Source organism: Exiguobacterium sp. AT1b, from assembly GCF_000023045.1.
Lineage (GTDB): Bacteria > Bacillota > Bacilli > Exiguobacteriales > Exiguobacteriaceae > Exiguobacterium.
Window position 1 is genome coordinate 1,346,237 of record NC_012673.1, and the last position, 13,794, is coordinate 1,360,030.

Sequence of the window (13,794 nt, forward strand, 5' to 3'; positions counted from 1 at the left end):
TCTCGCTAAGTGTAGAGTCGTTTCACGACTCGGACTTTTCCGTTCTTTTCTTTCTTGATGCTTTTCACATCTCGTAAAAGAACTTTCATTCGTGAAGTAAACAGACGCTCGACTTCTTTTTGGAGCGCGACTTCATGTTCAGGCTCAAATCGTGCTTCATCCTTCACGTACAGCATCTCAATTTCGTCTATTTTGTGTTGCAACACTTGAATCTGAATAATAGAGTTCGGCAGCACGCCGACCGCTGCGGTCAAATCTCCTTCAAACACCTTATAGCCTTCCGGCGTCTCAACATAGTTCATTTGACGACCATCGATTGACTCGATAATGGTGTCCTGTCGACCACATGGACACATCGCTTCACTGAGGGTCATCCGATCGCCAATGCGGTAGCGAATCAGCGGTGTTCCGTGCGTCGTGAAACTGGTGACGAGCGCCTCTCCAAATGCATCCGTCTCGATGATTCCCATCTCAGGGCGTAAGTGCATCTTCCCGCACTCACACTCCGTAACGATAGGAGCCCCTTCCGAAGAAGCATATTGATCGTAAACCGGCGCTTGGAACATCTCTTCTAACAACAAGCGTCCGGATGGTGTGAGCGTCTCCGAGGTCGGAAATAAAGCCACCGGTCGGAACGATAATGTCTTTTGATGGGTTTTCAAATATTTTGCGATTTCAATCATATCGGAAGGTGAACCGTCGAGTGCGGCCGGTTGAAATTCGTTCAACGAATCGATGTAGTATGGAATCGTCGTCGGATTCGAATGCACGACCGAGTAGAGCATTTGCTTCATCGGGGCGTTGTATCGCCAATACACCGCATTCTTTTGATTACCTGGACAAATCATCCGCCCTGTAAAACTAGCTCGCTTCATCCCACGGCGAAAACCATGTTGTTCTTTAAAAAAATCGAGATGCGCCATTCGCATTTGATAATCGTATTCGGTGAAACGAACCTGAATCGATTTCCCCGTCGTCCCGCCCGTCATGCCGATGATCGGGGCATGAAGGTTAGAAAAGATGGTCTCATCCGTTCGAAGCGTCTCTTTCTCCAAAGGAGGAATCCGCTTAAAGTCTTCTAAGCTCTTTAAGGGTAAGGTAATCCCGTGTTTTTTGAAGAGTCGTTGATAGTACACGTTGTGTTGATTACAAAACTGTAGAAACTGGTTCAAGTGATTGAGTTTTGCATCAGGTGACGCTTCATTTGGAGCACGTCTCAGTCGCTCCAATTCCTGCTCATAGTACTGACCGTATCGCTCCCGATATAACTTGATTCCATATAAGGAAACCAGCCAATTTTGGAGTCGAATCGGTGAGTGTGCATAAATCCGATCCTGTAAAATCCCCATTACTCGATGCCCTCCTTCAACACTTGATGATAGGCGATGTACCAGTCGATAAACGCGTTTACGCCATCGCGAATCGACGTCTGTGGTTGAAAGTCAATCGATTCATACAAAGAGGAGGAGTCTGCAAAACTCGCGGGTACATCACCCGCCTGGAGTGGTAACAAGCTGAGGATGGCTTTCTTTCCGACTCGCTCTTCGATGGTCCGAATAAAATCCATCAAGGATACCGGTTGCTGATTTCCAATGTTATAGACACGAAACGGAACGTCACTCCGATCCGGTAGAGGATGTTCATAATCAAACTCCTCGTCTGCCATCGGTGCGATATCCATAAGTCGAACAATCGACTCGATGATGTCGTCGATGTATGTGAAATCTCGTTCCATCTCACCGTAGTTGTAGACGTCGATTGGCTCGCCTTTTAAAATCGCCTCCGTAAATTTGTAAAGTGCCATATCGGGACGCCCCCATGGCCCATAGACGCTAAAGAATCGCAACCCCGTCGTTTTTAGACCGAACAAATGGCTGTACGTATGAGCCATCAACTCATTTGCCTTCTTCGAAGCCGCATACAAGGATAGCGGATGATCGACCGGGTGTTGTTCGGAAAATGGCATCGCCTGATTTGATCCGTAAACCGAGCTAGATGAGGCATAAATCAATTGCTCTACTGGATAGAAGCGACAAGCCTCCAAGATGTTCAAGAAACCAACGATATTGGATTGAATATAAGCATCTGGATTTTCTAGACTGTAGCGTACACCGGCCTGAGCCGCCAAATTGACCACGACTTGGGGTTGGTTTTTTTCGAAGACACGCGTGATTGCCATCTTATTTTCGAGGGCATCACGATAGAGTTTGAAACGAGGATGCGTCAACACATGAAGTCTTGATTCTTTTAATCTCGGATCGTAATAATCATTGACCACATCGATCCCGATGACATGATGTCCTTCTTTTAGCAACCGTCGAGCTAGATGAAAACCAATGAACCCGGCCACTCCGGTCACGAGAACTGTTTTTTTCATAACGACTTCCTCCTTTGCGTTGACTCGTTGACTCGCATGCGTACCGGTTCGATTTGTGGCGCAAAAATACTTTCCATCACTTCTTCTGGCAGTTCGTTGTTTGCGACAAACAACAAGAAAGAAGTGAGTCCATTCGATTGATCGAGTAGATATTCAATCGTTTTCAAAATCGGATCAACCGATTTAAAGGGTCTTGTACAACCGACGAAAATCTTTTCATATACTTGATTCGTATGTTCGCTCGTTGCGAGCAGTTCTTCGAACAGCTTCTCACCAGGACGAATGCCACTGAAATGAATCGGGATTTGTTCGAGGGTGAAACCGCTCAGTGTAATCATCCGTTTCGCCAAGTCCACAATTTTGACGGGATTCCCCATATCTAGTACGAACACTTCGCCCCCATTTGCGCGCACGCTCGCTTGAATGACGAGGCGACTCGCTTCCGGGATGGTCATAAAGTATCGGGTCATCTCTGGATGCGTCACCGTAATCGGTCCGCCCCGTTGAATTTGTTCTTTAAAGAGCGGAACGACGGAGCCACGACTTCCTAAGACGTTGCCGAAACGAACGACCGAGAATGTCGTTTCGCTGTGGCGAGCCTGCTGTTGGACGATCATTTCTGCTACTCGTTTCGTTGCACCCATCACGTTTGTTGGATTGACCGCCTTATCTGTAGAGATCATGACGAAGCGCTTCACTTCAAAGAAATCGGCGGCTTCGACCATGTTCTTCGTTCCGTATATATTGTTTTTCACAGCCTCTCTCGGGTTGTCTTCCATGAGCGGAACGTGCTTATGGGCTGCCGCATGATAGACGACGTCCGGTCGATACTGATCAAACACTTCCGTCACCCGTGCCCGGTCTTGGACGTCACCGATGACAGGACAAATCTCTGTATCAGATCCGAGTAAGCGGAGTTCCCGATCGATTGCATATATGCTATTCTCGCCATGTCCAAACAGGATCAGTTTGCCAGGATTGAATTTCATCAATTGACGACAAAGCTCTGAGCCAATCGACCCTCCCGCACCCGAGATGAAAATGGTCAATCCACTCAACGTCTGAGAGATTTCCGAAACGTCGAGCTGAACTGGTTCACGGCCGAGCAAATCTTCGATGGCCACTTCTCGAATCTCATTTAATGACACCTTTCCGGATGCGAGTTCCGCAAGCATCGGCAGTGCATGAGATTCGACGCCTGTCTTTTCGATTCGTTTCAATAGTTGGACTCGATCTCCATATGGAAGAGAAGGAATGGCCAACACGACCACTTCGATATTCAATTCTTCAATTTTTCGTTCCAGTAAATCGATTGAACCGATGACCGGTGTCCCGTGAATGTAGAGACGGTGAAGCATTGGATTATCATCCAACACCCCGACCACATGTAGCACATTCGTTCGATGTTCTTTCAGTTCTTTAATGATTTTTTGACCCGATTCGCCACCACCGATGACCAAGGTAGCTTTTCCATTCGACACCGGTGCGTGAAATTGGAAAAACGATCGTGTCCTAGCGACGAGTCGGATAAATAACATGCCGTTAAATGCGAGTAAGCTTTGAATAAAAATCGCTTGATAGGAAAAGCCATCCAATAATACGTATGATGCGAATAAGACGAACGTGTCACTCATGACCAACACAATCGCCAGTAATTGCAACTCACGCATCGATCCGTATCGCCAGTCGATTCGGTATACCCGAGTCACCCATCCTAAAATGAGAAGAACGAGCGTCTTCAATCCGAGGATCGTGATCAAATCTAGCGGGTCAGACGTTACCGTCGGATCATTCGCAAAGAATAGGTCAAACGTCACAAAAATCGCGAGCCCTGCAATCGTGATATCGAGTAACATCAAGAGCGCATTTTTTCGATCAATGGGAGACCGAACAGTTGGAGTACTCATCCTTTCACCACCTTCCATCCCAATCAGCTTCGAGTTGATGCTAGATAAGTACCCGTTCAAGATTCACAATCCAAAAGAAAAGAATAGCTTTTTGATACGAATGACATTTCGTCATGAAACGGTTTAACAAATGTGTAATGAGTTTTTACTTTCTTTTGTGAATATTTTTAATTTATATGGGTATTATGGGAAGTAGAAGGTAGGACATTTGGATTATTTTCACTTTGAGATTTTGCGAATGTCGCATTCTCCCAAAGTAGTCAATCGATTCAGGTTCCTCCCTTTTCATATCTCGTCACCGGACACATATTCTAGCTTTCCTTCAGGACCACCATTGTTTAACCACACCATGACCTTTGAAGCCACGACTTGCTTCTGAAAAGGAGAGACATCACGATGAAACGATGGACAGAGCAACAGATCCTCTCATGCCTAAGACAAGCAGCGAATGAACTTGAAGAATTTGACACAAAACAGTACACACTATGGGCCCGAAACAAAGACGTCCCCTCCCTATCGACCGTGATTTACAAATTTGGTTCTTGGCGGGAAGCCGTTCAAGCGGCGGAGATTAAGATGTTGTATCGTTATTATTCAGATGAAGATATTTTGACCGCACTGATTGAGGCATCAGAAGAACTTGAACTCTTCACGAGCCAAACGTATCGTGCCTGGGCAAAAATCTCGCAAGCCCCTTCTTTGACGCTGATCAGCAGCCGGTTCGGTTCGTGGTCGAATGCGTTACGTGAAGCCAAGCTTCAAACGACAACGGTACGGAACAATGAAGAACGGATCATTCAAGCCTTGATTGAAGCCTCCGAAAAGTTAGAGCGTCTCACGTCCCAACATTACGCCGTTTGGGCACAGGAAAAAGGCTATCCGACGGTAGCGACAATCGCTCGCAAATACGGATCATGGAGCTATGCGCTATTTGTCTTGGATATCGCTCCTCCGAAACGTAAATGGGATGAGGAAGATGTCATTGATGCCTTGCAGTTAGCCAAAACAGAGCTACCACATTTTAGTATCCTCCACTACCGGAAATGGGCCGAAGGTCGAAATGTTCCAAGTACATCGACAATCAATGCCTTATTCGGAAGCTGGACGGCTGCTTTAAAATGTATGGAGGAACAAAAAGTAAAACAGTAATCCATACAGATGAACTCATACAAAAAGCGCCGACTCTTTTCGAGTCGACGCTTTTTTCATGTGACGATCGCAATGTATAGCGGGATTCCAACTAACAGGTTGAACGGGAACGTGACAGCTAGCGAAAGGGTCAAATAAAATGATGGTTTCGCTTCTGGGACCGAGGCTTGTAACATGGCGGGAGCGGCGATATACGATCCACTCGCTGCGAGTGTCATCAAGAGAATCGTTCCTCCGTCAGATAAATTGGCGATTCCCGCTGCAATAAAGCCGACAAGCGCCCCGACTAACGGAAACACCATCCCCATCATCATAAATTTCAGTCCATATGACGGGACCGTTTTCAATTGCTGTCCGACTTTTACCCCTAGACCTAATAAGAAAAGGAGTAACACGCCTGGGAACAAGTCGACGAAAAATGGTTTGAGCGGTGTGGCGTCTGGTGTCACCAGTCCAACAATCAGACCTGCAAACATCAAGAGGATGCTTTTCGAGAACAAACTCTCCCGTAGCACAGATAGAGAGTTCGCCTTCCCTGACGTAGCCGTGATTCCCATCACGTGTGTCTGATTATATAGGAGCAACGCCACAATCAGACCGGGGATTTCAAGGACGACGACCAATGTCGTCATGAACGGTTCATATGCAATCCCGAGACGTTCGAGCTGTGTCGACGCGGCCACATAGGTGACGAGTGACACCGATCCGAACGTCGCAGCCATGGCAATTCGCTCGGGGAATGAGAATTTGAACATTCCTCCGACATAGAACGCGAGAAGCGGTAGCAAAATCCCAATCAACAGCGTCACGGTCAGCGGTAATGCGATGTCTTCAAAAGATACCGAGGCGAGTCCCATACCTCCCTTCAGTCCGATAGCAAGCAGTAAGTAAATATTGAGCGTCGTACTCAATGAATCCGGGATCTTTAAGTTTGATTTTCCGACCGCGGCGATAACGCCCGTCACAAACAGTAGTACCGGGGCGCTCGTCAATAAAAATAAAAACAATTCCATACATCTTCCTCCTTGGCGACAAAAAAGCGCACACCTAAAGAAGGCGTGCGCTGTATGCCGACGGCTCGAATGATCGCTCCGTCAGGCCGACAACTGTCGGTTTATTGAATTGGTCAGTAGCTCCGTCATAAGATTTCGAAAGCACGCTTCATCATGACTCGTCCAGTCGCTCCTATATACGTCTCTGCCTTTCATTTTAAGAAGGTGGCGTTTCATTGTCAATCGGTTTGATCCCAAGGGGCATCTAGACGAAACACGATGAGACGCTCCCCTGTTTTCGTACTGATGTCCGTATGGAGCGAGATAATCGAACGACCGAGTACTTGTTCGACAATTGTTTCGAGTTGACTCCGCCCTGATTCGACGAGATTGTTGCGATATTTCTTCAATTGCTCGCGACCTGACGACTTAGTAGCCAAGTCATACTCGGCCGGCGTCAACACGCCTTGGAGTGTGACGATGGCGAGGTCTCGAAGCAGGTCTGCCTTACACGTCAATGACCCGCGACCCAAATATTCTTTTTCCCATTGGGTAATCCGAGCGCTCAGTTCCATTTCCAGCTGACCCTTTTTCCGCATTTACTTCACGAATCCAATCATCATCTCACGAAGAATCTTAGCTGCTGCGATGGCAGTCATATCTGACTGATCGTATGCCGGTGACACTTCGACAAGGTCTGCACCGATGATGTCGAGGTCTGCGTTTGCAATGGCATGTACCGCTTCGAGCAATTCTTTCGTTGAGATGCCACCGATTTCTTGCGTCCCTGTCCCTGGTGCCGCTGACGGGTCGAGGACGTCGATGTCGATGGTGACGTATACTTTTTTACCAGCGAGTGTCGGTAAGACACGCTTGAGTGGTTCGATCACTTCAAATTGATGCATGTTGTAGCCGACTTCACGAGCCCACTCAAACTCTTCTTTCATCCCTGAACGGATTCCGAACGAATAGCAGTTCGATGGTCCGATCAAGTTTGCCGCTTTTTTGAGCGGAGTCGAGTGTGAGAGCGGCTCGCCTTCATACTCATCTCGAAGGTCCGTGTGCGCATCCAAGTGGAGGATAACAAAGTCGTTGCCGTACACGTCGTGCATCGCTTTGATGATCGGCCATGTGACAAGGTGTTCGCCACCCATGCCGAGTGGGAACTTACCTGCTTTGACGACATCTTTGACGAACGCCTCGATCATATCGAGCGACTTCGGTGCGTTCCCGAATGGAAGCGGGATATCGCCTGCATCGTACACCGCGGCATCAGCCAAGTCACCGTCTAAATACGGGCTGTATTCCTCGAGTCCAATCGATACTTCACGAATCCGGTTCGGACCGAAACGCGAACCTGGACGGAAGCTGACTGTCCAGTCCATCGGCATCCCGTAAAGAACCGTCTTCGCCTCTGTCACCTCTGGGAGGCTGGCGATAAACACTTTACCTGAGTAGGCTTCATCGAAACGCTTAATCATTTTGTTAAGTCCTCCACGAATTTCGGAAGAACGAACGCTGCATTGTGAAGCTTCGGCGTATAGTACTTCGTTTCGATGTCATGGAAACGCTCCGCTGATACTTGTTCCGGATCGTATTTCTTCGAACCGATTGTGAACGTCCACATGCCGCTCGGGTACGTCGGTACGTTTGCTGTGTACAATTTCGTGATTGGGAAGATTTCCTTCACGTCACGTTGAACCGTTTGGATGAGTTCTGGTGTGAACCATGGGTTATCCGTTTGAGCCACAAAGATTCCATCCTCTTTGAGCGCTTTTGAAATCCCTGCATAGAACCCTTTTGTGAAGAGGTTGGCTGCTGGTCCGACCGGTTCAGTCGAGTCGACCATAATGACGTCGTACTCGTTTTCTGACTTCGCGATATGCATGAATCCGTCACCAACGATGACTTCAACACGCGGGTTATCAAGCTCACCCGCAATATTTGGTAAGTATTTCTTCGAATATTCAATAACTTTCCCGTCGATATCTACGAGAACCGCTTTTTCTACTGATGGGTGTTTCATAATTTCACGGATGACACCGCCGTCTCCCCCACCGACTACGAGCACATGCTTCGGATTCGGGTGTGTAAAGAGTGGGACGTGTGCGACCATCTCGTGATAGACGAATTCGTCCTTATCCGTCGTCATGACCATCCCGTCAAGTAACAACATCGTTCCGAACTCGTCCGTTTCGACCATCTCTAGTCGTTGAAACTCCGTTTGTTCGCTCTCATAAACGTGGTTTACACGGAACGTAATCCCGTAATCTTCTGTTTGGTGCTCCGTAAACCATAATTTTAATTTTTGGTCCATCGATAGAACCCCTTTCTGTTCAAAAAGTTGTTCGTATGCGAGTGGCGTTTTGAGGCGCTTCTTAATCATACGATAGGAAGTATACAAAACCTGTACCCATTTTGCACGATTTTTTTGATGAATGTCTCCGGAATGTGAGTTTTTTGTGAGATACGACCGATATACTGAATGAACCAATTCTGTATCGAAAGGTGGAATAGTATGTGGTCACCCTGCGCTTCTTGTAACACAACGATTCCTTTGATTGCTCAAGGGACACTCGTCACAACATTCAAGGAATACCCTTATAAATCATTTGAAGAACTCGATACGCTCCTTCTGCAGGCGGAGGGAACGGTATACTGTGTCGATCCTGCATCGAACGGTCAGACCCCGCCGCTTGAGGTCGAAGTTTTAAAGGATCAGCTTGCCAATCGGCACATCATTGAACAGATTCAGCATGGCACGTTCGAGAGTCACCTCCAGCCAATCATCTTCCTCGATTCTACGGAAACATTCGGGTACGAGGCACTCCTCCGTAGCGGCGCCAACATCTCGCCCTATGATTTATTCCGGACGGCAAATCGTTTCGGTCTTCATTCGAAGCTCGATCAACGCGCCCGCGCGGAAGCAATCAAAGCGACATTTGAAGCCGTCGCCCCTCACCAAAAGACATTCATCAACTTCTTACCCTCGACGATTTACAACCCGGACTATTGTCTCCAGCACACGTTCGATATCATCGACCGATATGACCTCAGCCCGGACCGTTTTATCTTTGAGGTCGTAGAGACGGAGAAGGTACATGACGTCGACCATCTCCAACACGTGTTTTCAACATATAAAAAGCGGGGGATGAAAGTCGCGCTAGACGATGTCGGGGCAGGCTTCTCAACCATCGACATGTTGAAGCGACTCGAACCGGACTATGTCAAAATTGACCGTTCCTATATCTCGTTTTGTGATGAAGACGCTGAAAAACGCGCTTTCCTAAGACAAGTGCGTGCGTTAACCCACTCGATGGGGATCACTCTTCTTGCTGAAGGCGTAGAACGTATGGAAGAGGCAGATGTCTGTCGTGAGCTCGGATTCGATTTAGCGCAAGGATATTTCTTCGGAAAACCGGCTCCTGCTAATCAATACAAGATTGAAATCGCATAAGTCATCACGTTCAAAAGCACAGGAATCGACCTCGTCGACATCCGGTGCTTTTCTTTTTTAGTCACAGAAATTGTGTCGCCCTCCCCTTGTGGTTTCATCTACTTTTAGGTTTCATTCAGAGATGTTCAGGAGATAGCATATTATAGAAGGTTGACGGGAGCGAAAGAGGTGGATATGTAGATGAAGTCATGGATTGTCAGTGGCTATGCAATCGTACTAGGAATCATCATCGGTTTAGTAAGTTGGCTTTTCTTGTCCGTCGTTTATAAAGGGATTCACGTTGTATGGCATACGGTACCTGAGCAATTTGATATTCCGTTTTATCTGTTTCTCGTACCGGTCATCGCTGGTGTAAGCATCGGTCTGTTGCAACGTCGGTATGGGCAAATGCCTCGTCTCATGCCAGAAGTGATGGAAGAACGAAAAGATACCGGTCGTATCGACTATCGCTTGATTGGATTCACAACATTGACCGCCCTCCTCGTTCTCATCGGAGGTGCAAGCCTCGGTCCTGAGGCCGCGCTCGTCGGCATCGTCGGCGGACTCACGACATGGTTCTCCGAGCGAATCCGCTATGTTCGTCAAGAGTTAGGTGAATTACAAGAAGTCGGTCATGCCGTCGTGCTCGGGATTGTCTTCAACGCGCCACTATTTGGTGCGATTGCTGCTGAGGAGAACGAGCAGAAGAAACAACCGATGCTAAATCTGCTGGCGACACTCGCTGGGATTGGAACGTTTTATTTATTGAACCAACTGGACGAGCGTCCACCATTCATTATCAAATTTCCGGAGATGGAAACGATTCAACTCAATTGGACCGTCATCTTGATCGTCCTGAGCGGCATTCTTCTCGGCTGGCTTTACTTAATCAGTGAGCATGCCATGATGCAACTCTTTTCGAACGTCCCCATCTTGTTGCTAACCACGCTCGGTGGAGTCGGAATCGGTGGGATGGCGCTCTTGTACCCGGACCTTCTCTTCTCCGGAGAAGAAACCATCCTTGAGTATATCGACGAGTGGCGTCTGATTCCGCTCTACACCCTTCTTTTGTTTAGTGTACTGAAACTGCTCTTTACCGCATTCTGTTTAGCGACCGGTTGGCGTGGCGGGCACATCTATCCTCTTCTTTTTTCTTCATTCACGCTCGGTTACTTTTTCAGTTTACTGTTTGACATCGATATGACGTTTTCCGTCGTCTTGACGACGAGCGCCTTACTCGCGACGGCGATGCGACAACCGCTGGCCATCATCGTATTACTCGTTCTCTTTTTCCCGCCGAATAGTTGGCTCTATGTATTCGCAGTCGTTGCGATCGTTTCAAAAATTCCGCTCCCTTCGTTCATTCACGCGCCAACGAAACCTTGATTTTAGATATGAAAAAAAGGGTAAGAGATGAATAGTTATGCACTCTCTCGAAAGGAGGAACGGTTGTGAGCGAATATGAAATGGCCATTGAAAACCTAATTGACGCAGTTAGCTCGGATTGGATTAGCATCATTTTAGCTATTTTAGTCTTAATTATGGGGATTGTCGTCTTCATCTATGTCATCATGACAATCGTCGACATGTTTTTATCCAAGGATATCGTCTGGGGAATCGTTGAAGTCATCGCTCTATTCGTGGGACTGGCAGTGCTTTTGTCCGTCTTCTACTATTGGAATCGGAATCGGGTCAAAGCACAGTTTGGTCTCTTCCTCGTCTTGTTCTCTCTCGCAGTGAATGTGTACTTCTTCGTTCGTTATGCGGACGAAATCAACGCTGTCTTGAACAGCGTGTACTAGAAAAACGAGGGGGCATCTCCCCTCGTTTTCATCGTTACTGGAAAGGTGGTGTTTCGCTTGAAACGTCGCGTGATTCAACTGATCATCATGGTCATCAGTGTCATCTTGCTTATCGGTCTTTTGTTTTGGCTTGATGTCCTCATACCCGTACTAATCGGGATTGCCATCGTCGCACCGCTCGTCGTCGGATGGCAGATTTTATTTGACCAAGTACAACCTCAAGGAAAGCTCGCCTGGTTACTGACCGTCTTCTTTATTCCGTTCATCGGCGTCTTGGCATGGGTCATGTTCGGACGCACTCCCCGCCGTCATCGACGCTTCAAACGGACGTCATCAGAGATTCGGATGCTACGGCAAGCAATCGAAAGTGAGAAAATCGAGACCTCACCTGACGTCGTGTCCTCTTTTCCGTTGACACGGACACTCGAAAAACTAGGGGCCACGGGTGCGGACGCTCATACCTCGACTAAACTGCTCGTCAACGGGGAAGAAAAATTCGATGCATTGTTAGACGCCATCAACTCTGCAACCGATCACATCCACATCCAATACTATCTCTTTCGGACGGATGACATTTCGTTAAAAATTAGAGACGCCCTTATCCAAAAATCGAATGAAAATGTCATTGTCCGCTTTCTGTATGACGGGCTTGGCAGTCAAGAAATCGGGGAAGAGTTCATCCAACCGTTACGGGAGTCCCGTGTCCACGTTCAGGCGTTTGACCCTGTCTTACATCCATACCTCGTGTTTAACGCCAACTTCCGCAACCATCAAAAACTGATTGTCGTGGATGGGCGAATCGCGTTAACAGGCGGGTTGAACGTCGGGGATGAATATCTTGGGAAGAATGATAAACTCGGTTTCTGGCGTGACACCCACCTCCGTCTCGAAGGTCCGCTCGTCCGAGAATTACAGCAGCTCTTTGTCGAGAACTGGCTATACGCAGGACAAGGGACGAGTGATGAGACGTGGGATCTGTTCGCAGATGAAAAGCACCTCTCTCAGTACTTTGTCAATGAACCAAAAGGGCAAAACGGAGCGACACAACTACTTGTCACATCACCTGGTAAAGACGTCACGATTCGCGATGGACTCATGCGTCTGTTGACGGATGCCAAAGAATCAATTTGGCTCACCACCCCATACCTCGTCCCTCCACCTGAATTGTTGGCGATTCTCGAAGTCGCAGGTCGTAGCGGCATCGATGTCCGAATCGTCGTACCGGGCAAAGGAGACGAATGGTTCAGCTTTCATGCGACCGAGTATTATTTTGAACAACTGTTGAAGCGCAATATCAAAATTTATAAATACAACCGCCATTTCATCCATGCGAAAACGCTCCTGATTGATGGTAAAGTTGCCCTCGTCGGATCAGCCAACTTCGACTTTCGTAGTATGTTTCTCAACCACGAGATGATGATTGCCCAATTCGATACTACATCCATTCAAGAACTGCACGAGGCATTTCTAAAGGACTTTGATGAATCCATTTTAATCGATTGGACCATGCTGCGGAAAAAGACGACCGGCAAACGTTTCGTCGAAGCGTTTTGTCACATTTTCTCGCCACTTCTTTGACGCATTCGCCACACAAGATACGTCATGGCGACGACGCCAACTAAAAACAGCTGCCATCCAATCGTCAACTGCATCGCTGCCGTCACCGCCAGTCCTTCCATGACCAAGGCAGGAATCTTTCCGATTGTACTTGCGACAGCGAACGAGGCGAGCGTCATGCGACTGAACGCCGCTGATAACGTGACGAGACCAGAAGGAACGAATGGCATAAGACGCATCCCGAGGACGAGAAACCAAGCCTCAGCTCCTTCGGACTCCCGAAGCCGTTGAAATCGACTTCCATTTGGGGAAACATAACGGTGTAACGCCTTCCGATAAAGGATGAAACTCACGATAGCGCCAACTGCCTCTCCGACAATCGATACGAGGATACCCGGCACGAGACCGAGGACACTCACATTGATGGCTGTTAGAAAAGCACTCGGGAGGACACCGGCGACCGCAATCACACTATTCAATAAAATACTGATAATCAAAAATAAAGGGAGCGGGAGCAGTTCCCATTCCATAATCATCACTCTTTCTCTTCACAAAATAAGGACCATGACATGTC

13 protein-coding genes are annotated in these 13,794 nt (G+C 47.8%); 5 read left to right on the forward strand and 8 right to left on the reverse strand.

Features of this window, described 5'->3' with window-relative positions:
* Positions 1-5: 5 nt before the first annotated feature.
* The 3 genes from EAT1B_RS06835 to EAT1B_RS06845 are packed head-to-tail and all read right to left on the reverse strand — an operon-like array spanning position 6 to position 4,284.
* Positions 6-1,349 (reverse strand): phenylacetate--CoA ligase family protein, encoded by a 1,344-nt coding sequence (locus EAT1B_RS06835; RefSeq protein WP_012727422.1) that lies wholly within the window; start codon positions 1,347-1,349, stop codon positions 6-8.
* Positions 1,349-2,377, reverse strand: coding sequence for an NAD-dependent epimerase (locus EAT1B_RS06840; RefSeq protein ID WP_012727423.1), 1,029 nt, complete (start codon positions 2,375-2,377; stop codon positions 1,349-1,351). Before EAT1B_RS06840 ends, EAT1B_RS06835 begins: the two co-directional genes overlap by 1 nt.
* Positions 2,374-4,284, reverse strand: a complete 1,911-nt coding sequence (locus EAT1B_RS06845) for a nucleoside-diphosphate sugar epimerase/dehydratase (protein ID WP_012727424.1) — start codon at positions 4,282-4,284, stop codon at positions 2,374-2,376. Before EAT1B_RS06845 ends, EAT1B_RS06840 begins: the two co-directional genes overlap by 4 nt.
* Positions 4,285-4,680: 396 nt before the next feature.
* Between EAT1B_RS06845 and EAT1B_RS06850 the strand changes: the two genes are divergently transcribed.
* A complete protein-coding gene (locus tag EAT1B_RS06850; protein WP_012727425.1) occupies positions 4,681-5,433 on the forward strand; it encodes a homing endonuclease associated repeat-containing protein in 753 nt (250 codons plus the stop codon).
* Between the two features lie 56 nt (positions 5,434-5,489).
* On the opposite strand, the gene EAT1B_RS06855 is transcribed toward EAT1B_RS06850, so the two are convergent.
* From EAT1B_RS06855 to speE, 4 genes are all read right to left on the reverse strand, one after another.
* Positions 5,490-6,446 carry a sodium-dependent bicarbonate transport family permease gene (locus EAT1B_RS06855; protein ID WP_012727426.1) on the reverse strand — a complete coding sequence of 319 codons (957 nt, stop codon included), beginning with the start codon at positions 6,444-6,446 and terminating at the stop codon, positions 5,490-5,492.
* A 218-nt stretch (positions 6,447-6,664) separates the two neighbouring features.
* Positions 6,665-7,024 (reverse strand): DUF2294 domain-containing protein, encoded by a 360-nt coding sequence (locus tag EAT1B_RS06860; RefSeq protein ID WP_012727427.1) that lies wholly within the window; start codon positions 7,022-7,024, stop codon positions 6,665-6,667.
* Positions 7,025-7,906, reverse strand: coding sequence for an agmatinase (gene speB / locus EAT1B_RS06865; RefSeq protein WP_012727428.1), 882 nt, complete (start codon positions 7,904-7,906; stop codon positions 7,025-7,027).
* Entirely contained in the window at positions 7,903-8,742 is an 840-nt protein-coding gene (speE, locus tag EAT1B_RS06870) for a polyamine aminopropyltransferase (protein WP_012727429.1), read from the reverse strand. Before speE ends, speB begins: the two co-directional genes overlap by 4 nt.
* A 201-nt stretch (positions 8,743-8,943) precedes the next feature.
* Here speE and EAT1B_RS06875 point away from each other — a divergent pair, with 201 nt between their 5' ends.
* From EAT1B_RS06875 to cls, 4 genes are all read left to right on the forward strand, one after another.
* Positions 8,944-9,882 carry an EAL domain-containing protein gene (locus tag EAT1B_RS06875; RefSeq protein ID WP_012727430.1) on the forward strand — a complete coding sequence of 313 codons (939 nt, stop codon included), beginning with the start codon at positions 8,944-8,946 and terminating at the stop codon, positions 9,880-9,882.
* Between the two features lie 180 nt (positions 9,883-10,062).
* Complete coding sequence (locus tag EAT1B_RS06880) at positions 10,063-11,247, forward strand: chloride channel protein (protein WP_012727431.1); 1,185 nt, start codon at positions 10,063-10,065, stop codon at positions 11,245-11,247.
* A gap of 65 nt (positions 11,248-11,312) precedes the next feature.
* Positions 11,313-11,663, forward strand: coding sequence for a hypothetical protein (locus tag EAT1B_RS06885; RefSeq protein WP_012727432.1), 351 nt, complete (start codon positions 11,313-11,315; stop codon positions 11,661-11,663).
* Positions 11,664-11,711: 48 nt separating this feature from the next.
* A complete protein-coding gene (cls, locus tag EAT1B_RS06890) occupies positions 11,712-13,241 on the forward strand; it encodes a cardiolipin synthase (RefSeq protein ID WP_148209472.1) in 1,530 nt (509 codons plus the stop codon).
* Here the strand turns inward: cls and EAT1B_RS06895 are convergent.
* The gene (locus EAT1B_RS06895; protein ID WP_012727434.1) at positions 13,217-13,756 is read right to left on the reverse strand and encodes a TVP38/TMEM64 family protein; all 540 of its coding nucleotides are present in this window, start codon (positions 13,754-13,756) and stop codon (positions 13,217-13,219) included. The genes cls and EAT1B_RS06895 overlap by 25 nt on opposite strands.
* Between the last annotated feature and the right edge of the window lie 38 nt (positions 13,757-13,794).